Below are 19602 nucleotides of genomic sequence, written 5' to 3' on the forward strand. Positions count from 1 at the left end.
CAGGGACGTCGACCTTCGGGACACACCGTCCCTTCCTGTGATCGGTTCACGCACAACTACGAGCAACTTTCGACGGCGACACGACCCTCGTCGGGACGGAGCCGGAAAGTCGCACCGGGGCGACCCAGACAAGACGAAGAAAATGCCGTGAACTTAACTGGCCGGATCGGACAATACCCAGTGTGAGCATGCACGACGGCCAGATCATGACCCGATCCATCACGGAGCGGGCGGCGTTCGCGGAGCTCTATGACCGGCATGAACGCAGCGTCTACCGGTACGCGGCCCGCCGGCTCGGTCCGTCACAAGCAGACGACACCACCTCCGAGACATTCGTGGTGGCCTTCGCCCGCCGTGCGGACTTCGTAGGGCACGACGCCCGCCCTTGGCTGCTTGGGATCGCGACCACGCTCATGCACAAGTTCGCTCGACAGGAAGCCCAAGCATGGAGGGGGATGCTGGCCGCTGACCTCGCCAGGGTCGACAGCGATCAGTTCGAAGCTGTCGACGACCGGTTGGACGCCGGAACGACTGCGCAACAGATGGGAGCGACACTGGCGCGGCTTCCGGCAGGTGACCGCGACGCCCTTCTGCTGCACACCTTTGGCGACCTCGACTACGAGGGCATCAGCAAAGCGCTCAGCATCCCGATAGGCACTGTCCGCTCACGCATACACCGTGCCCGCCGAAAACTCCGCGCCGCGATCGACCCGGCTTACCGCCCAGAGAAGGAAGCACATCATGGACGAGATCTCGCTCCTGCGCCAAGTGCGGAATGACATCCCGGAGAGGGCGCCGGAGGACGTCGCTCGCCGACGGGAGGCCCTGCTCGCGCACATCGATGGTGCGGCCAACCCCATAGCGAGCTCGCACCGCCACAGCACGCGCACCGCTACATGGCTTGGAGTGTCGCTGCTGACAGCTGCGGCCGTAGCGATCGCACTGGCTATCGCCCCGAACGTGCTGAGCGGGAACACCATCAACAACGGGAACGACCAGATCGTGGCCGCGCCCAGCGCCGTCCCGACGGCCACCGCTGACGTCATGGTTCCCGCCTCAGTAGTGACGGTAATGAAGGCAGCCGCGATCGAAACCTTGAAAGTCAGCGACCCCGTCGTGGGCCCAGGCCAGTATTCGCTCATTCAGACCAACGCTGTTGGCCGCACCTCGGGGTCCATCGAGGCCGACCGAGCAAAGATCGAAGCCCAAGGCGGTGAATCGAAGGAAGAGGACTTGGTGTCGTATCTGCAGGGCGTACGCGAGGACCTGTATATCCCGGCGAACCGCGACAACGAATGGGTGTGGGTGCGTCATGCACCGACCGTCGTGGAGACCTTCGGACCACGATCCGAAGCACTCGCCCAAGAAAGCGAGACTTTCCCTGGTGGCACCGAGCGGCTACCCGGGGGCGCGTTCACCAGTGGCGGGTCGACGATTGACAGCTACTACATCGGGACGGAGCCCGTGCGAGGGTACGACGCTCTTCCCCGCGACCCGCAGCAGCTTCTCGGCACGATCTACGACCTGACAGTGGGTCAGGGGCAATCCCCCGATGGCGAAGCTCTTGTATGGATCGCCGACCGACTTCGCACGGGAACCGTGCCGGCCGATCTTCGGGCCGCCCTCTACGAGGCCGCCGCAATGATCCCAGGAGTCACCATCACCGAGCAGCAAGCAACCCTCGACGGGACAACTGGCATCGCCATCGGGCGCGCCGAGCCCTACGTCTATGACGACGTCAACGGGACGCGCGGCGGCTTTCGCCAAGACATCATCATCGATCCCACCACGGGCCAGTTCATCGGCGAGCGAGAGGTACTCCTAAAAGCCTTCACCGACATGCCAGCAGGCGCCGTGACGCGATCGACATCCGTCACCACTACCGTCGTAGACTCTGCACCCTAGTGAGACGGCAACATATTTGGGAAGCCCGAGTTTGAGGCCGCGCCTACTGTCGGTTAACGCATGACGACGTGGAACGTAGGACGGCGACACCTCGCTCATCGCATTCCGGAACGGACATAATCTCGACATTGTGTCGCGTCATACAGAGCGCCTCGCTATCGACTAGCTGGGGCGGGTCTGAAGCTTATTGCAGCGGCACGCCACAAAGCGGAGGACTCTACAGCGAAATGCTTCGTCGCAACGGCCACACGGACGCGCGCGCAGGTTCGGGTCAGGCCGGTCAGCGCAAGGCGGTGCGGCTCGTCGCCGTCGCCTCGAGTGCGAGCCCGTCGGGCACGAACAGCGACACCACCGGTGGGTACCACCGCCCGGCGACCGTTACCCGCGCCGACGTGCCGTCCGGCGTGCCGGCCGCGACGACCACGGCTCCTCCCCCGACCTCGGCGACCAGCGCTCCCGCCTGGTCCGCCACACCGTCGTCGGTGAGCACCGCGAGCGGATCGGCGTCGGTGACGACCAGGGTGAACCCGTCCGCGCCCGCGAGAGCCGCCGCATCCGCCAGCGCATCGAGCCTCTTCTGCGCCAGGTACAGGCTCGTCGCGTTCACGCACACCAGCACCGCCACCAGCGCGAGCAGGCAGTAGCCGATCGTCAGGATCAGGATGCTGCCCTCCTCGCCCTCCGCGGCGGCCGTCCAGCGCCGCATCACTCGGTTCCCCAGTACCGCGACACCTTCTGCGCGGCCGAGGCGTCGACCGGGACGGACGCCAGACGCTCGAGGCCGAGCACGGGCGGCACGAGCGGCAGCGAGACCCGCGCGGAGACGGTGACCACGACCGTAGCGCCGGCGTCAGGACAGCGGGTGCCCGCCGGGCGGCAGTCGAAGGCGATGTCGACGGATGCCGGATCCAGACCGTACTCCTCGACCACCGCGTCGAGCACCCGCGCGGCCTTGTCCCGCGCGTCCGCGTCGTCGGTCGACACGGCGACGGTGCGCGCGATGTGACGGGCGGCGGCCTCCACCCCGAGCGCCTGCCCCTGGATCAGACCCAGCGAGATGATGAGGTAGACCACGGGGACGAGGAGCAGCATCCCGACGACGATGAACTCCAGCGCCGCCGAGCCGCGCTCATTCGTCAGGTCGAGCCGGCGTCGCAGCACCGCGAGCGCCCGTGCCGTCCGATCAGTCGAACGACTCTGCGGGCGCATGCGCGGTCACCTCCAGCAGGCGCGGCACGCCGAGGAGACCGAGGAGCGGCAGCGTGGTGCGCACGGTCACCTCGACTTCCGGCCGGTCTCCTGTTCCGGTCTCCGTCACAGTGATGTCGGAGGCGTACTCGGCGCCGACGGCGCGGGTGACGATGGCGCGGGTGCGATCAGCCCCCTGCGCCAGCGACGTGTCCGCCAATGCGGCATGGAACGCGCCTTCAACGGCGGCGTAGTGGACGACGTTGCGGACGTAGATCGCCAGCGCGAGCTGCAGCACGGCGAGGGTGAGGAAGGTGAGCAGGGTCCCGACGAGGACGAACTCGACCGGACTGGACCCGCGCTCATCGCCCAGCAGCTCGCGGATACGGTGCACCGGTCAGATTCCGGAGACCCGATCGATGGCCTGCTGGAAGAGCTCCGCGAGCGCCGGTCCGGCCAGGGCCCAGATGACGACCACCAGCCCGGCCGTCATCAGCGTGATGAGCACCCAGCCCGGCACGTCGCCCCGATCCTCCTCCCAGGTGCTCCCCCAGGCGGATCGCACACGCGCCAGTGCGCGCGTCCCCAGTTCGTGCATCATGACGTTCTCCTTTCGATCGACGACGGTCATCCGACACCCAGCCGGAGCATGAACACACCCGGGAACACCGCGAACAGCACGCTCAGCGGCAGGATCAGGAAGACCAGAGGGATGAGCATGACGATCTCCTTGCGGCCCGCCTGCTCGATGAGGATGCGGCGCGCGTCCTCACGGGCGTCGCCGGCCTGCGCCTGCAGCACCTGGGCGAGCGGCGCGCCGCGGTCGATCGCGGCGACCAGGTGGTCGATGCTGCGCGACAGCGCGGGCACCTGGAGATCCGAAGACAGCCGGGTCAGGGCATCCTGCAGGCTCGAACCGGTGCCGACCGCCAGCACGACGGCGCGGAGCTCGGCCGTCAGATCGCCGACGCCGACCGTGCCGACCCGCCGGAGGGAGTCGAGCAGGCCCTCGCCGGCGGACAGGCAGAGCGCCAGGAACTCCAGCACCGTCGGCAGCTCCTCTTCGACGCGGCCGGTCCTCCGGCGGGCGGCGCGCGTCAGCCACAGATCGCAGCCGACCACGCCGGCGAGGCCGAGCACGGGCGGCAGCAGCACCGCGCCGGGGATGAAGCGTCCGGTGAGCGCGAGGCCGACGAGCAGCCCGCCGCCCGCGAGCACCCCGCCGACTCCCCACGCGAGCTGGCGGCCGCGGAAGGCGGCGACCTCCGGCGACCACGCCGCCTGTCGGAGCCGGCGGCTCACGCCCTCCGTACCGCCGAGCATCTCCGCGAAGCGCACCCGCAGCGCAGCCCAGGCGGTCGCTCCACCCGACAGCGCCGGCGGAGCCCACACCGTCGTGCCGCGGGGATCGGTCACGTCGCGGATGTACGGCGCGATCCGCCGCGACAGGCTCGGCGCACCCCAGCGCGGCGTCAGCGACATGAGCAGGCAGACGCCCGCGCCGAAGGCGCCGCCGAGCACGACGGCGGTGGCCAGCTGCGTGAGTGCGAGTGGGTTCACCCGAACCACCGCCGCGGCTCCGGCAGGCGGCCGATCCGCACCATGATGCGGAAGGCGACGATCGACACGAGCGCGCCGGCCACGATCAGCACCACGCCCTCGGCGCTGCCGTACGCCTTGGCGCCCTCCGGCCGGAGGGCCAGCATCCCGAGGATGACCCAGGGCGCGACGACTCCCAGAATCGCCGCACCCCGGATCCACGACTGCCGCGCCTCGACTTCGGCGCGCAGCGCGACATCGGCGCGCACCGCCGTCGACAGCGCGCGCAGCACCGCGGTCAGCTCCGTCCCCCCGACCTGACGGGCCATCCGCAGCGTCTCGATGATCCGGTCGGCGACCGGATCGGCCAGTGTCGACTTGAGGCGCTCGGCACTCGAGTCGAAGTGTCCTGAGGCCGCCAGATCACGGCCGAACTGCGCGAACGCCGGACGCAGGGCGACCGGGCCCGAGTCGGCCAGGCTCGCGACGGCGTCGGGGAGCGCCATGCCCGCGCGCACGGACGCGATCAAGAGATCGCAGACGTCCGGCCACATGCCGCGACGCCGGCGCCTCAGCCCGGTCTCCCTGCCGCGCAGCAGCGCCACCGGGGCCAGCGCGCCGATGACGACCGCGACGAGTGCGAGCGCCGGAACGGGCACCACCAGCCACACGATCGCACCGGCCACGATCCCGCCCGCCGCGCAGGCAGCGGGCAGCGTCTTCCCGGGCAGGTGGCCGTATCCTGCGCCCTCGAGCAGACGCGCGATGCGACCCGTCGACGCCGGGCGGGAGGCGACCGCGCCGGCCGGCCACAGCCACGGGGAGAGGATGAGGAGCAGGCCGGCCGCGAGCGTCGCGCCCCAGACGAAGATCATGCGCCGTCCCACCGGTAGAGCGTGCGGGCCTCGACGGCGTCCGCCACCACACGCCCGGTGGGCGCGACGAGCTCCACGACGCGGCGGCGACCCCCGGCATCCTTCGCGCAGTGCGCCACGAGGTGCACCGACGATGCGATCGCGGGCAGCACGAAGCCCCCGTCGATGTTGCGGCCCGCGAGCAGCGGCAGAGCGGCGAGCTTCGAGAGTGCGTCGCGCGCGGAGTTCGCGTGGATGGTCGCGGCACCGGGCACGCCGGTGTTGAGGGCGAGGAGGAGGTCGAGTGCCTCCGCGTCGCGCACCTCGCCCACCACGAGCCGGTCGGGACGCATGCGCAGAGCCTCCTTCACGAGCCGACGCAGCGTGACCTCGCCCGACCCCTCGAGGCTGGGCTGCCGACCCTGCAGCGCGACGAGGTCCGGCGCATCGACGGCGAGCTCGAAGGTCTCCTCCACGGTCACGACGCGGTGCTCCGGCGGGCATGCGCCGATGAGGGCGGCCAGCAGGGTCGTCTTGCCCGCGTGCGTGGCTCCGGACACCAGGATGCTGCGCCCCTCCGTCATGGCCGCGCGCAGGTGCACAGCGGCCTCCGGAGCGATCGAGCCGATCGCCTCGAGCGTGTCCAGGTCGCGGTAGGCGGGCAGGAACTTCCGGACGTTCACCGACCAATGCCGCCGGGTGATGTCGGGGATGACGACGTGCAGGCGCGACCCGTCGGGCAGGGAGGCATCGACGAAGGGCTGGCTCAGGTCGACGCGTCGACCGGTGGCGTGCAGCATCCGCTCCACGACGTCGCGGACGGCGGTGTCGCTCAGCGACAGCGGCACACGCTCCGACCGCCCGCCTCGCGCGATGAAGATGCGGTCGGGGGCGTTGATCCACAGCTCCTCGACCGTCGGATCGTCGAGGTAGGCCTGCAGCGGCCCGTACCCCGACACCGCGGCCAGCACGTCGCGCACGCACGACGCCTCGTCGTCGACGGGCGACAGGCCGCGGGCGAGGGCGAAGTCGTTGTGCCGCCGCACCTCAGATCGGGCGATCAGCGCGGCCGCGTCCGGATGCCGCGCCGGGTCGGTCTGCTCAGCCCTCAGCCGCTCGCGGACGCGCTCGGCGACCGCGGCGACGGGGCTGGCGACCGGACTCACCCGTGCATCCTCGCAAGACCGCCGACCGCCCCGCGCGAGTTATCCACAGCGCCCGCGCCGCAGCATCCACCCTCTCCTGTCCACCTGACGCGGACATGGGGAATCATCGGCACGATGCGACGAGCCCTGACAGGTGAAGGGAACGCGGGCAGCCCGTGTGGCGCGAGCGGCCCAGCACCGCTCGCTCACCTGACGGGAGAGTGCGGAATGAGCCATCCGTGGCGACAACGGGCGTCAGGTGAACGGAACGCGGGCAACCCGTCCTCGCCCGAACGGCCCGCCGCCGCTCGCCTACCTGTCACCGCCGTTCGGAATGAGGCCCGGTAACGACGACGGGCGTCAGGTGAGCGGATGCTCCGTCCTACGACCCCGGGGGCGAGAGCTGCAGGATCGGGTACAGCAGGCCGAAGCCGGCGTCCAGGCCGCCGTTGAGGCCGTCCACGACGTGGCCGGCGCCGGGGATCTCGATGTAGGCGGTCGTCATGCCGGCGTCCTTCGCCGCGGCGGAGACGGCCTTGGCCGCGGGGATGAAGGCCGGGTCTGCACCGCCGACGGTGAAAATCGCGTTGACCCCGTCGTACTTGCCCTTGTTCGCGGCGAGGATGTTGATCGGCTTGGAGGCCTCGAACTTCGCGGCGTCGCCGCCGTAGATCTGCGCCGTGACGCTGTCGGCATCCTCCGAGCCGGGGTATTCCTCACCGGAGATGTCGAGGATGTTCATGAAGACGTCGGGCTCCTCCGCGCCGTACTTTATGGCGCAGCCGCCGCCGTTGGAGTAGCCGGCGATCACCCAGAACTTCGGGTCTTCCAGGATGTTGAGGTTCGTCTTGGCCCAGTCGACGACGTCCTTCTTGATGTACGTCTCCGCGTTGCCGAAGGTCGAGGAGTCCGCGCACGCGGGGTCTCCCCCGTTGCCGATCTGGTCGGCCACGACGACGATCGGCGCGAGGCCCTTGTTCTTCGACGCGTAGTCGTCGAGCACGGCACCGATGTAGCTCGGGTCGGGGTTGCCGGGGTATCCCATCATGAGGATGACCAGCGGCAGAGCCGGGGCGTTCGCGACCTGCGCCGCGGGGGGCAGGTAGATGCCCGCCGGCCGCGCGTCGAAGCCCGACACCGTCGCCGGGATGACCTGCGTGCCCTGCGTGCCCTTGGCGGGCATGTCGGCCGGCGGCGTCCACGAACTGTAGAGCGGGCCGGCGTTCGTCCGCGTCGGGTCCGGCGTCGGGATGTTCACGGGATTGTCGGCCGAGACGCCGAACATGCTCCCCAGCGTCGGGTTCAGGCCGTAGGCGGCGTTGATGCCGAGGCCGCCGGCCAGCGCGAACACGAGCGCGCCGATGATCGCGAGCACTTTGCGCCACCAGCGCGAGCGGAAGAGGTTGGCCACCGCCAGCCCCACGCCGCCCAGCGCGCCCATCGACCACCACGCGACGAACAGCGGGAGCGGCGACCCGAAGGCGTTCGTCGCGTTGCTCGCCAGGAAGACGCCCAGCGCGATCGCCACGCCCAGCACGATGCCGAGGAGAGACGTCAGCACCCACCGCGGCGAGGGAGTGCGCATCAGCAGGTAGATCGCGAACACCACGGCGGCGATGAGGACGCCCCAATATGCCGGACCGTCGATGACGTTCAGGCTCCACAGTGCGTCCACTCGGGCAGCCTCTCGATCTGTCGGACCAGCGTATGCCTCATGATGCACGGTGCGCCGTCGCGGGACAACAGACCCAGGTCGCGTAGGCCACAGGTGATCCACAGCGCCACCGATACAATCGACACACCAGCGGGAGTGGTGAAACTGGCAGACACGCAGGATTTAGGTTCCTGTGCCTCCGGGCGTGTGGGTTCAAGTCCCACCTTCCGCACGGCGGCGGCCATCGCCACCACCTCCCGCACCACGCCGACCGCCGCATCCGCGGCCCGACGGAATCGACACACGTGCACCACGCCGCGCTTCTTCCCTGGCTCGACCCCGAGACGATCATCGCCGCGGCGGGCCCTTGGGCTCTCCTCGTCGTGTGCTTCATCATCTTCGCCGAGACCGGCCTGCTCATCGGGTTCCTGCTCCCCGGCGACACGCTGCTCATCATCGCGGGGCTCCTCTCGCACCCCTCGGATGTCGCGCCTCACGGGGTCTTCGGCATGAACGTCTGGTTCGTCGCGCTGCTCATCGGCTTCGCGGCCTTCGTCGGCGGCGAGGTCGGCTACCTCATCGGCCACAAGGCCGGCCCGGCGATCTTCGAGCGCAAGGAATCCGGCATCTTCAGCCGTGCCAACGTGGAGCGTACGAACGCCTTCTTCGAGCGCTTCGGCGCCGCGACCGTGATCCTGGCGCGCTTCGTGCCGGTCGTCCGCACGTTCGCGCCGATCGCGGCCGGCGTCGGCCACATGAACAAGTGGCGCTACACGCTCTACAACCTGATCGGCGCCGTGCTGTGGGGCATCGGCCTCACCATGCTCGGGTACGCCGTCGGACTCATCCCCCCGGTGCGCGACTTCGTCACGAGCTACATCGATGTGATCCTCCTCGCCGCGGTAGCCGGCACCATCGGCTTCATCGCCGTGCACTACTTCCGTGAGCGCTCGAAGGCCAAGAAGGAGGCGCTCGCCGGCGACGGTGAGACCGACGCCGCCGAGGCCCAGCACCTCACGCTCGACAAGGACGTCTTCGACCAGCCGCACCACCGCGACGGCGGCACTCCGACGGTCTGACCCTGCTTCCGAGACGGATGCTGCGGCCCGAGGCCGCGGCATCCGTTTCGTGTCTCAGGAGGCTTTCGCGGTCTTCTTGGCCGGCGCCTTCCGGGCCGGCGCCGTCTTGGCGGCAGACGCCTTCGACGATGCGGCGGTCTTGGTGGCGGGCGCCTTCTTCTTGTCGGCGGCGCTGCCCGACGCCTTCGCCGAGCCGGAGGCCGCGGCATCCGTCGTCTTCTTGTCGGACGCGTCCGCTCCGCGCGCCGCCCGGCTGCGCTCGACGCTGGCACGCAGGGCGGCCATCAGGTCGATGACCTCGCCGCCGGAATCCTCCTCGTCCTTCTCGCCGAAGGTCTCGGCGGTGTCGAGCGCGTCGCCCTTCTCGAGCTTGGCCTCGATGAGGGTGCGCAGCTCCTCCTGGTACTCGTCGGTGAAATCCGACGGGGTGAAGTCGGAGGAGAACGACTCGACCAGCGACGCCGAGAGCTCGAGCTCCTTCGCGCTGATGCGCACGCTCTCGTCGAGCGAGGGGAACGCGGCCTCGCGCACCTCGTCGGCCCACAGGAGCGTCTGCAGCACGAGCACGTCGCCGCGCACACGCAGGGCCGCCAGCCGTGTCTTCTGCCGCAGCGAGAAGCGCACGATCGCGGTGCGGTCGGTCTGCTCGAGGGTGCGCCGCAGCAGCACGTAGGCCTTCGGCGAGGCGGAGTCGGGCTCGAGGTAGTAGGCGCGGTCGAGCGTCAGCAGGTCGACCTGCTCCGACGGCACGAACTCCACGACGTCGATCTCGCGGCTGCGCTCGGACGGGAGGGAGTCGAGGTCCTCCTTGGTGAGCACCACCGTGCGATCGCCGTCGTCGTACGCCTTATCGATGTCGGAGTAGGGCACGACCTCGCCGTCGATCTCGCAGACGCGCTGATAGCGGATGCGCCCGCCGTCTTTGTTGTGCACCTGGTGCAGCGAGACGTCGTGATCCTCCGTCGCGGAGTACACCTTCACCGGCACGTTCACGAGCCCGAACGTCAACGCGCCCTTCCAGATCGCCCTCATGGTCCCAGTGAACACCGGCGGGGCGCCCGGCGGCTACCCCGGCGGCGGCCCTTGACACCGCGCGGCAGGATGGAGACATGGCGGGAGAGCAGCTGGCGAGCATCGGCGGTCGCCGCCTGCGCATCACCAACCTCGACAAGGTGCTCTACCCCGAGACGGGTACGACCAAAGGGGAGGTGATCGACTACTACACGCGCGTCGGGCCGACGATGATCCCGCACGTGATCGGTCGCCCGGTCACCCGCAAGCGGTGGCCCGACGGGGTGGGGACGGCGCAGCATCCGGGGCAGTCGTTCTTCGCGAAGGATCTCGAGCCCGGTGCACCGTCGTGGGTCCACCGCCTGCCGATCCCGCACTCGGGCGGCCCGAAGGACTACCCCCTGGTCGGCGACGTGCCGACCCTGGTGTACCTCGCACAGGTGGCGAGTCTCGAGCTGCACGTGCCGCAGTGGCGCTTCACCGCCTCGGGCGAGCGAGGCGACGCCGACCGCCTCGTGCTCGACCTCGACCCCGGTCCGGGGACGGGCCTGGCCGAATGCGCGGAGGTGGCCCGCTGGGCGCGGGAGATCCTCGGGCACATGGGCTTGGACCCCTTCCCCGTCACCAGCGGCAGCAAGGGCATCCAGCTCTACTCGGCGCTGCCGCCCGGGCAGACCAGCGAGCAGGCCTCCGCTCTGGCCCACGAGCTGGCGCGCGCGATCGAGGCCGATCATCCCGACCTCGTCGTCAGCTCGATGAAGAAGTCGGTGCGCGACGGTCGCGTGCTCATCGACTGGAGCCAGAACAACGGCGCGAAGACGACCATCGCCCCCTACTCGCTCCGCGGACGGGCGCACCCCAACGTCGCCGCACCCCGCACGTGGGACGAGCTCGACGATGCCGACCTCCGGCAGCTCTCCTTCGAGGAGGTGCTCGCCCGCATCGACGACATCGGCGACCCGCTCTCAGCGCTCGGGTTCCACGCCGGCGGCCGCGAGTCGGACGACGGCCCCCTCGCCGCCTACATCTCCAAGCGCACGGCGGGCAAGACGCCGGAGCCCGTGCCGTCGGACCCCGCGGCCGCGACCGTCGATCCGTCCGACCTGCCGCGCTTCGTGATCCAGGAGCACCACGCGACCGCACTGCACTGGGACTTCCGCCTCGAGCACGACGGCGTCCTCGTGAGCTGGGCGGTGCCCCGCGGCGTGCCGCCGACGCCGCGTCGCAACAGCCTGGCCATCATGACCGAGGACCACCCGATGGACTACGCCTCGTTCGAGGGCACGATCCCCGCGGGCGAGTACGGCGGGGGGTCGGTCACGATCTGGGACGACGGGCGCTTCGAGCTCGAGAAGTGGCGCGACGACGAGGTCATCGCGACCCTCGAGGGCCGCCCCGGCGGTCCGCTCGGCCGCGTGCGTCTCGCCCTCATCCGCACGAAGGGCGCGGGCGAGAAGTCGCAGTGGCTTCTGCACCGGATGAAGACGGATGCTGCGGGCCGCCCTCAGCCGGACGGCGAGGTCGTCGAGGCGTCACCGCAGGCGGACGGCAGGACTCCGGCGGCCGAAGACGAGCCCTCCGCTGACGGACCTGCCGAGGACGCGCGACCGGAACCTGTGCCCGACCTTCCCGAGTCCGCCCCCGAGATGCCGGTCGACGAGCTCCTCGCGCAGGCTCCCCCGCTCGCCTGGCCGCCCGCCCCGGCGGACCTGCGGCCGATGCTGTCGACCACCGCCACCCCCGAGTGGGCGGAGACCGCCGCGCGGTCGTGGACCGGCGCCGCGTGGGCGGAGGCGAAGTGGGACGGCATCCGTGCCGTCGGGGTGTGGGACGGCGAGAGCCTCCGCCTCTGGGCGCGCAGCGGCAACGAGTCGACGGCGAAGTACCCCGAGATCAGCGGCGCGGCTCTCGCGCTCGGTTCCGAGCCCGTGATCCTCGACGGCGAGCTCGTGGCCCTCGACGAGCGCGGCCGCCCGAGCTTCCCGCTCCTGCAGACCCGCATGAACCTGGCGCGTGCCGGAGATGTCGCCCGCGAGGCGAAGCGGACGCCCGTCACCTACTACCTCTTCGACGTCCTGGCCGCCGCGGGCCGCGACGTGACCCGCCTTCCGCTGACGGCGCGCCGCAGCATCCTGGAGCACGTCGCACGGGGCCTCCCCGAGACCTTCGTGGTCCCGCCGGTGTTCGACGACGTCCGCGAGGCGCTGGAGACCAGCCGCCGGTTCGACCTCGAGGGCGTCGTGGTGAAGGATCCCGCGTCGACGTATCGCCGCGGCATCCGCTCGGACTCCTGGCTCAAGGTGAAGCTGACGCGCACACAGGAGGTCGTGATCGCCGGCATCCGACCGGGGCAGGGCAGCCGCGCGTCGACGTTCGCGTCGTTGCTGCTCGGCATTCCGGGGCCGGACGGACTGCAGTACGCGGGGCGTGTGGGCACCGGCTTCAGCGAGAGCACGCTGCGCATGCTGCAGGACCGCCTCGAACCGCTGCGGACCGACGGCACGACGCTCGTCGGCGTGCCGCGCGCCGACGCGCGCGACGCGCTGTGGGTGCGGCCCGAGCTCGTCGGCGAGGTCGAGTTCGCGGAGTTCACGCCCGGCGGCATCCTCCGGCACTCCCGGTGGCGCGGACTGCGTCCCGACAAGTCGCCGTCCGAGGTCGTGCGCGAGAGCTGATGCTCAGGCGTGGCGCGCGTCGTCGTGCTCGACGTGCCCCGCGGCCTCGAGCTGGAACGTCGAGTGCTCGACGTCGAAGTGATCTGCCAGGCAGCCCTGCAGCCGGCTGAGGATGGCCGAGGAGGCGCCGTCGCGGAGCGCCTCGTCGGCGACCGTGACGTGCGCCGAGAAGACCGGCGCTCCGCGCGTGAGCTGCCACACGTGCACGTCGTGACAGTCGACGACGCCGGGAGTGCGCAGGATGTGCGCGCGGATCTCCTGCACTTGGATGCCGCGCGGCACCTCTTCGCCGAGCACCGAGGCCACCTCGCGCAGCAGGCCGATCGCGCGCGGCACGATCATCGCTGCGATGAGCAGGGAGGCGATCGCGTCGGCTGGCGCCCATCCGGTGAACAGGATGACGATCGCCGCGACGATGACCATGGCGGAGCCGAGGAGGTCGCCCAGCACCTCGAGGTACGCCCCGCGCACGTTGATGCTGCGCTTCTGCGCCGCGCTCAGCAGCCACATGGCCACCGCGTTGGCGACGAGCCCGATCGCGGCGACGATGAGCATCGGGCCGCCGGCCACCTCCGCCTCCTGCGGATTCACCAGGCGCTGGATGGCCTCTACGGCCACCCACGCCGACAACGCGATCAGGATGACGCCGTTGATCAGCGCGCCGAAGACCTCGGCGCGCTGGAAGCCGTAGGTGCGTCGCTCGGTGGCGGGCCGGGCAGCAACCATGCTCGCCACGAGCGCGATGACCAGCGCCGCGGCATCCGTGAACATGTGGACGGCGTCCGCGAGGAGGGCGAGCGATCCGGACAGGACGGCACCGACGACCTGCACCACCATGACCACCGAGGTGATCGCGAGCGACACGCCCAGCAGCCGGCGGTTGCTGCCGCCGCGGATGCCGCCCTCCGGCGCGTGATCGTGCATGAGGCCAGGTTACGGCCGCCGGGCCGCGCGTCCGCGGCATTCCGCGCAGTCGGGAACGATCACGGTTCTCACCTGGAGCCGCGCGTCAGAGCTCGGCGAGCAGCGGGCCGAGCTCCCGGAACGCGCGCGCGCGGTGGGACTCGCCGTTTTTCTCCACCGCGGACCACTCGCCGACCGTGCGCTCGGCCTCCGGGTCCTGGCCGTCGGGGATGAAGGCGGGGTCGTAGCCGAAGCCGCCCGCTCCCCCGGCCTCGCGCGCCAGCCGCCCCGGCCAGATGCCCTCGACGACGTGCTCCTCGCCAGCCGGCGTGACCACCGCGATCGCCGAGGTGAAGTGCGCGGTGCGGTGCGCGTCGGCGATGTCGGAGAGCTGGTCGAGCAGCAGGGCGAGGTTGGCCGCGGCGTCCTTCGCGTGCCCGGCCCAGTAGGCGGAGAAGACCCCGGGCGACCCGCCGAGCACGTCGACGCAGATGCCGGAGTCGTCCGCCAGCGCGGGCAGCCCGGTGTGAGCGGCTGCGGCGCGCGCCTTGATGAGGGCGTTGTGCGCGAACGTCACGCCGTCCTCCACGGGTTCCGGCCCGTCGTAGGCGATGACCTCGAGGTCGGGCCGCACCTCCGCCACGATCGCCTGGAACTCGACGACCTTGTGCGGATTGTGGGTGGCGAGGACGATGCGACCCACGGTCACTCCCCCGCGAGGGCCGTGGTCTGAAGGTCGCGGAGATCGGCGCAGCCGGCGACGCCGAGCTCGAGCAGGGCATCGAGCTCGCGCTTGTCGAACGGCGCACCCTCCGCGGTGCCCTGCACCTCGACGAACAGGCCGCGGCCGGTCACCACGACGTTCATGTCGGTCTCGGCGCGGACGTCCTCGACGTAGGCGAGGTCGAGCATCGGCGTGCCGTCGATGATGCCGACCGAGACGGCCGCCACGGAGTCGATCAGCGGCGTGGCCTTCTGCCCGATGAACTTCTTCGCGCGGCCCCATTCGATGGCGTCGGCCAGCGCGACGTAGGCGCCGGTGATCGCCGCGGTGCGCGTGCCGCCGTCGGCCTGCAGCACGTCGCAGTCGATGACGATGGTGTTCTCGCCGAGCGCCTTCGTGTCCACGACGGCACGCAGCGCGCGACCGATGAGGCGGGAGATCTCGTGCGTGCGCCCGCCGACCTTGCCCTTGATGCTCTCGCGGTCGTTGCGGGAATTGGTCGCACGCGGCAGCATCGCGTACTCCGCCGTCACCCAGCCCTTGCCCTTGCCCGTCAGCCAGCGCGGCACGCCGTTGGTGAACGACGCCGTGCACAGCACCTTGGTGCCGCCGAAGGAGATCAGCGCGGACCCCTCGGCGTGCGCGCTCCACCCGCGCTCGATGGTGATGGGACGCAGGTCGTCGACGGCGCGGCCGTCTGCCCGGATGATCTCGCTCATTGCTCTCCTCGTGTGTGCGCGTCGGACGCGGGATGTCGGATGCCGCGGCTCAGCGCGGCAGGTCGATGGCGCCGGTCTGCACCAGCTGGACGTCGCGGATCTCCCGGCCCATCAGCCGGTGCGCGAGCGTGACGAAGTCGTCGGCGGAGGTGCCGGTGGCCTCGTAGACATGGGTGGGCGCAGCATCCGGCCCCGCGAGAAGATCTCGGGAGACGAGCTGCCGGTAGACGTCCTTCGCGGTCTCGCTGTCGCTGGAGACCAGCGACACGCCCTCGCCCATGACGTAGCTGATAGCACCCTCCAGGAACGGGTAGTGCGTGCAGCCGAGCACGAGCGTGTCGACGCCGGCGTGACGGAGCGGTGCGAGGTACTCCTCGGCGACGGCGAGCACCTCGGACGACTCGGTGACCCCCGCCTCGACGAACTCGACGAAGCGCGGGCAGGCGCGGGCGAAGACGGTCAGGCGGGCGTTCACCTCGAGCATGTCCTGGTAGGCGCGCGAGGCGATGGTCCCCGCCGTGCCGATGACGCCGATACGGCCGTTGCGGGTCGTCGACATCGCCGTGCGGACGGCGGGGCCGATCACCTCCACCACCGGCACGGAGTAGCGCTCGCGCGCGTCGCGCAGCATGGCGGCCGAGGCCGTGTTGCAGGCGATGACGAGCATCTTCACGCCCTGGTCGACGAGGGTGTCGAGCACCTCGAGCGAGTAGCGGCGCACGTCGGCGATGGGCTTGGGGCCGTAGGGCGAATGTGCCGTGTCGCCGATGTAGAGCAGCGACTCGCGCGGCAGGAGCGCAGAGATCGATCGGGCGACGGTGAGCCCGCCGACCCCGGAGTCGAAGATCCCGATCGGCGCGTCATCCACGATCCCCCACCCTACGCCAGGGGCCGCGCCACCCCTCTGCGTGCCGGTCGTCGGGAGCGGCGGCCTCGGCGGCACCCGCGGCGGGGTGTCGGGGCGTATACCGCACGCGCGCCCTGCGACCGGCACGGGAGGCTCGCTCAGTAGGCTGACCGCATGACGAGCACCGGCGTCCTGCGCAGCACGGCCCTCCACACCGACCGCTACGAGCTCACCATGCTCGATGCGGCCCTGCGCGACGGGACGGCGGGCCGCCGCTGCGTCTTCGAGCTGTTCGCGCGCCGCCTCCCCGGTGCCCGCCGCTTCGGCGTCGTCGCCGGCACCGGGCGCCTGATGAGCCTCATCCGCGACTTCCGCTTCGGCGAGGACGAGCTGCGCTACCTCCGCGACGAGAAGGTCGTGGATGCCTCGACCGTCTCCTACCTCGAGGACTACCGCTTCGGCGGCTCGATCATCGGCTACCGCGAGGGCGAGGCGTACTTCCCCGGCTCCCCCGTGCTGACGGTGGAGGGCACGTTCGCGGAGGCGGTGATCCTGGAGACGCTCGCGCTGAGCGTGCTCAACCACGACTGCGCCGTCGCCACGGCCGCCGCGCGCATGTCGATCGCGGCCGGCGACCGGCCGCTGGCGGAGATGGGCTCGCGCCGCGCGGGCGAGGAGTCGGCCGTGGCCGCCGCGCGCGCCGCGTACATCGCCGGCTTCGGCGCCACCTCGAACCTCGAGGCCGGACGCCGCTGGGGCGTACCCACCATGGGCACCGCGGCCCACTCGTGGACGCTGCTGCACGACACCGAGGAAGACGCCTTCCGCGCCCAGATCGCCGCTCTCGGCCCGAGCACGACGCTCCTCGTCGACACCTACGACATCCGCCGCGGTGTCGAGCTCGCCGTGCAGGTCGCCGGCCCCGAGCTGGGCGGCGTCCGCATCGACTCCGGCGACCTCCCCACCGTCGCCGCCGAGGTGCGCGCGCAGCTGGACGAACTCGGCGCCACGCGCACGCGCATCACCGTCACGAGCGACCTCGACGAGTACGCGATCGCGGCGCTCGCGGCCTCCCCCGTCGACGCGTACGGCGTCGGCACGTCGGTCGTGACGGGCTCCGGGTCGCCGACGGCAGGGATGGTCTACAAGCTCGTCGCACGACAGGATGCCGCGGGCTCCTGGGTCGGCGTCGCCAAGGCGTCCGCCGACAAGGCCTCCCGCGGAGGACGCAAGGCCGCGTTCCGGACGCTCGAGCACGGCACCGCGACGAGCGAGCTCGTCACCGTGTCGGACGGCTTCGAGGACGTCGCCACGGCGGCCGAGCACCCGGATGCCCGCGCACTCCAGACGAGCTTCGTCACCGGCGGCGACATCGACGCGGCGGCCGAGGGCCCCGAGGGTGTCGCGGCCGCACGGTCACATCACGCCCGCGTGCGGGAGGAGCTGCCCGTGCGCGCCCTCGCGCTCAGCAGGTCGGATCCGGCGCTGGAGACCGTCTTCGTCGACGTCGCCTGATGGGCGCGGCTGCGCTCAGCCGACCATCGACTCGTAGATCTCCTTGCAGGTGGGGCACACCGGGAACTTCTCCGGATCACGCCCCGGGATCCACTTCTTGCCGCAGAGGGCGCGCACAGGCTTGCCGGTGATCGCGGACTCCAGGATCTTGTCCTTCTTGACGAAATGGGAGAAGCGCTCATGATCACCCGGCTCGAGATTCTCCTCGCGGATCAGCTCTTCGAGCTCTCGGTCCAGGGTGGCGGTGCCTCCCTGGTCAGGTCTGTCCAAGGGGGTGCTCATGGAGAGCGAGTCTAACCGAGGACGCTCAGGTGGACTCGGCGAATTCCATCAGGCGTGAGCTGCGACGCGTGAACACAGACGCGCCGATCGAGATGCCCACCGCGAACACCACCACGCCGATCGCCAGGCCGCTCCACAGGGCCGCGGTGGTCTGGGAGTAGTCGCCGGTCAGGGCCAGCCAGCCCCACCACAGGGCGGGGGCGCTGAGCACGATCGCTCCGAGGAAGACCACGCCCTGGGCGACGGCACCGCCGGCGCCGACGCGCTGCGGCTGCTGGAACGGGCTGTCGCCCGGCCGGGCCACCGCGTACGGCGCCACGACCGACGAGATGCTCGACAGTCCGAGGGCGCTGAGGAAGAGCGAGGCGCAGACGCCGACCATCGCCGGGAGGAGAGCCCACCGGCCGTGACCGGCGACCGTGAGCGGAACGGCGACGGCGAGCACCGGAACGGCGACGAGGAGCACGGGAACCAGCCGGCCGATGCGGTCGGAGACGCCGCGGATGCCGCTTCCGATGTGCATCCACACGGCGGAGGAGTCGTACGCGAGGTCGTTGTGCGGCAGCCAGCCGAAGAACAGCGCGGCCAGGGGCACGGGCACCAGCACCGCGTATTCGAACGGCACGCCGGCGATGAGCAGCGGGAGCATCGTGATCGCGGCGGCGATGGGCACGGCGACGATGTTCACCAGGTAGCGGCTGTCGCGGAACCAGTACACGAGGCTGCGCGCGGCGACCCCTCCGCCGGGGGTGCCGGGGGCGACGCCGAACCAGCCGAGTCCGCCGTGCTCGCGCACGGCCACGGGGCGCTCCGTCGACGTGAGGGCGTGCCGCACGATCAGCGCCCAGAAGCAGGCCAGGATCGCGACGGTGAGCACCGCGACGGTCAGCGCCGCGGTGGGCGCGCCGTCGTCGATCACGCGCTCGGCGGGATACGCCCACGAGGCGCCGACGGGCGTGAGCGCGAGGGCGCCGACCGCGGCGCGCAGCGGCGGCGGCACCGTGCCGCGCCATTCGAGCGACGACAGGAACACCCCGACCGGCACGACCACCACGAGGACGGCCAGGACGAAGACGCCGGTGAGCTCGCGGGACCGACGCTCGCGGATGAACGCGGCGGTGACCGCCATGCTCACGCGGGCGAGGAGAGAGCAGGTGAGGATGCCGAGCATGACCCCGAAGGCGCCCGCCGGCCAGGGCACCCCGTGCGCCTGCCAGACGAGGACGAGGCAGACCCCGAGCGCGATCAGGACGAAGGTGGGGACGCTGAGGAGTCCGGCCAGCAGCAGCACCGCGGCGAGCGGTGCGGGCGGCAGCCCGAAGACGGAGAAGCGCCGTGGGTCCAGCGGGTCGCTGGTGCCGGCCATCAGGGGCGCGAGCGCGAAGCCGAGGGTCACGGCCGAACCGCCGAGGACCGTGACCGTCAGAGCGGCGGCGGACGTGGCATCCCGCAGCGTCAGCAGGGCCCAGCAGGCGAGCACCGTGCCCGCGATGAGCGCCACGAGACCGGCCACCATGCGGACGACGTGCACGGGCTCCCCGCGGAGGGCGCCCAGCATCAGC

20 protein-coding genes and 1 tRNA gene are annotated in these 19602 nt (G+C 71.0%); 6 read left to right on the forward strand and 15 right to left on the reverse strand.

Annotation, left to right across the window (positions count from 1 at the left end):
• Window positions 1-188: 188 nt before the first annotated feature.
• Together CVS47_RS08790 and CVS47_RS08795 are read left to right on the forward strand one after the other, a co-directional pair.
• Window positions 189-779 carry an RNA polymerase sigma factor gene (locus CVS47_RS08790; RefSeq protein WP_241240337.1) on the forward strand — a complete coding sequence of 197 codons (591 nt, stop codon included), beginning with the start codon at window positions 189-191 and terminating at the stop codon, window positions 777-779.
• A complete protein-coding gene (locus CVS47_RS08795; RefSeq protein ID WP_127095749.1) occupies window positions 742-1905 on the forward strand; it encodes a CU044_5270 family protein in 1164 nt (387 codons plus the stop codon). Before CVS47_RS08790 ends, CVS47_RS08795 begins: the two co-directional genes overlap by 38 nt.
• A 280-nt stretch (window positions 1906-2185) precedes the next feature.
• On the opposite strand, the gene CVS47_RS08800 is transcribed toward CVS47_RS08795, so the two are convergent.
• The 8 genes from CVS47_RS08800 to CVS47_RS08835 form a co-directional block, all read right to left on the reverse strand.
• Window positions 2186-2611 (reverse strand): pilus assembly protein TadG-related protein, encoded by a 426-nt coding sequence (locus CVS47_RS08800; RefSeq protein WP_127095750.1) that lies wholly within the window; start codon window positions 2609-2611, stop codon window positions 2186-2188.
• The gene (locus CVS47_RS08805) at window positions 2611-3114 is read right to left on the reverse strand and encodes a TadE/TadG family type IV pilus assembly protein (RefSeq protein ID WP_241240081.1); all 504 of its coding nucleotides are present in this window, start codon (window positions 3112-3114) and stop codon (window positions 2611-2613) included. Before CVS47_RS08805 ends, CVS47_RS08800 begins: the two co-directional genes overlap by 1 nt.
• Entirely contained in the window at window positions 3089-3487 is a 399-nt protein-coding gene (locus tag CVS47_RS08810) for a TadE/TadG family type IV pilus assembly protein (RefSeq protein WP_378790525.1), read from the reverse strand. Before CVS47_RS08810 ends, CVS47_RS08805 begins: the two co-directional genes overlap by 26 nt.
• Before the next feature lie 3 nt (window positions 3488-3490).
• The gene (locus tag CVS47_RS08815) at window positions 3491-3691 is read right to left on the reverse strand and encodes a hypothetical protein (protein WP_164734694.1); all 201 of its coding nucleotides are present in this window, start codon (window positions 3689-3691) and stop codon (window positions 3491-3493) included.
• Between the two features lie 29 nt (window positions 3692-3720).
• A complete protein-coding gene (locus CVS47_RS08820; protein ID WP_241240082.1) occupies window positions 3721-4653 on the reverse strand; it encodes a type II secretion system F family protein in 933 nt (310 codons plus the stop codon).
• The gene (locus CVS47_RS08825) at window positions 4650-5507 is read right to left on the reverse strand and encodes a type II secretion system F family protein (RefSeq protein WP_127097272.1); all 858 of its coding nucleotides are present in this window, start codon (window positions 5505-5507) and stop codon (window positions 4650-4652) included. The genes CVS47_RS08820 and CVS47_RS08825 overlap by 4 nt, the downstream gene beginning before the upstream one ends.
• Window positions 5504-6652 (reverse strand): TadA family conjugal transfer-associated ATPase, encoded by a 1149-nt coding sequence (locus CVS47_RS08830; protein ID WP_127095751.1) that lies wholly within the window; start codon window positions 6650-6652, stop codon window positions 5504-5506. The genes CVS47_RS08825 and CVS47_RS08830 overlap by 4 nt, the downstream gene beginning before the upstream one ends.
• A 361-nt stretch (window positions 6653-7013) precedes the next feature.
• Complete coding sequence (locus CVS47_RS08835) at window positions 7014-8306, reverse strand: alpha/beta hydrolase-fold protein (protein ID WP_241240083.1); 1293 nt, start codon at window positions 8304-8306, stop codon at window positions 7014-7016.
• A 129-nt stretch (window positions 8307-8435) separates the two neighbouring features.
• On the opposite strand from CVS47_RS08835, the gene CVS47_RS08840 reads away from it, so the two are divergent.
• Window positions 8436-8517, forward strand: a tRNA-Leu gene (locus CVS47_RS08840).
• 73 nt (window positions 8518-8590) lie between these two features.
• Window positions 8591-9364, forward strand: a complete 774-nt coding sequence (locus CVS47_RS08845) for a DedA family protein (RefSeq protein ID WP_127095752.1) — start codon at window positions 8591-8593, stop codon at window positions 9362-9364.
• A gap of 54 nt (window positions 9365-9418) precedes the next feature.
• On the opposite strand, the gene ku is transcribed toward CVS47_RS08845, so the two are convergent.
• Complete coding sequence (gene ku / locus CVS47_RS08850) at window positions 9419-10396, reverse strand: non-homologous end joining protein Ku (RefSeq protein WP_127095753.1); 978 nt, start codon at window positions 10394-10396, stop codon at window positions 9419-9421.
• Window positions 10397-10473: 77 nt separating this feature from the next.
• Here ku and CVS47_RS08855 point away from each other — a divergent pair, with 77 nt between their 5' ends.
• Complete coding sequence (locus CVS47_RS08855) at window positions 10474-13050, forward strand: ATP-dependent DNA ligase (protein WP_127095754.1); 2577 nt, start codon at window positions 10474-10476, stop codon at window positions 13048-13050.
• Window positions 13051-13053: 3 nt separating this feature from the next.
• On the opposite strand, the gene CVS47_RS08860 is transcribed toward CVS47_RS08855, so the two are convergent.
• From CVS47_RS08860 to murI, 4 genes are all read right to left on the reverse strand, one after another.
• On the reverse strand, window positions 13054-13974 hold the full coding sequence (locus CVS47_RS08860) for a cation diffusion facilitator family transporter (RefSeq protein WP_127095755.1): 921 nt from the start codon (window positions 13972-13974) through the stop codon (window positions 13054-13056).
• A gap of 85 nt (window positions 13975-14059) precedes the next feature.
• Entirely contained in the window at window positions 14060-14656 is a 597-nt protein-coding gene (gene rdgB, locus CVS47_RS08865) for an RdgB/HAM1 family non-canonical purine NTP pyrophosphatase (RefSeq protein ID WP_206502584.1), read from the reverse strand.
• A gap of 2 nt (window positions 14657-14658) precedes the next feature.
• Entirely contained in the window at window positions 14659-15396 is a 738-nt protein-coding gene (gene rph, locus CVS47_RS08870; RefSeq protein WP_127095757.1) for a ribonuclease PH, read from the reverse strand.
• Between the two features lie 49 nt (window positions 15397-15445).
• Window positions 15446-16264: a glutamate racemase gene (murI, locus tag CVS47_RS08875; RefSeq protein ID WP_127095758.1), complete on the reverse strand. Its 819-nt coding sequence runs from the start codon at window positions 16262-16264 to the stop codon at window positions 15446-15448.
• Window positions 16265-16417: 153 nt separating this feature from the next.
• Here murI and CVS47_RS08880 point away from each other — a divergent pair, with 153 nt between their 5' ends.
• Window positions 16418-17758, forward strand: coding sequence for a nicotinate phosphoribosyltransferase (locus CVS47_RS08880; protein ID WP_127095759.1), 1341 nt, complete (start codon window positions 16418-16420; stop codon window positions 17756-17758).
• 15 nt (window positions 17759-17773) lie between these two features.
• Here CVS47_RS08880 and CVS47_RS08885 read toward each other — a convergent pair whose 3' ends face one another.
• Together CVS47_RS08885 and CVS47_RS08890 are read right to left on the reverse strand one after the other, a co-directional pair.
• Window positions 17774-18040, reverse strand: a complete 267-nt coding sequence (locus tag CVS47_RS08885; protein ID WP_127095760.1) for a DUF3039 domain-containing protein — start codon at window positions 18038-18040, stop codon at window positions 17774-17776.
• A 25-nt stretch (window positions 18041-18065) separates the two neighbouring features.
• A complete protein-coding gene (locus CVS47_RS08890; protein ID WP_241240084.1) occupies window positions 18066-19598 on the reverse strand; it encodes a hypothetical protein in 1533 nt (510 codons plus the stop codon).
• Between the last annotated feature and the right edge of the window lie 4 nt (window positions 19599-19602).

Source organism: Microbacterium lemovicicum (genome assembly GCF_003991875.1).
Lineage (GTDB): Bacteria > Actinomycetota > Actinomycetes > Actinomycetales > Microbacteriaceae > Microbacterium > Microbacterium lemovicicum.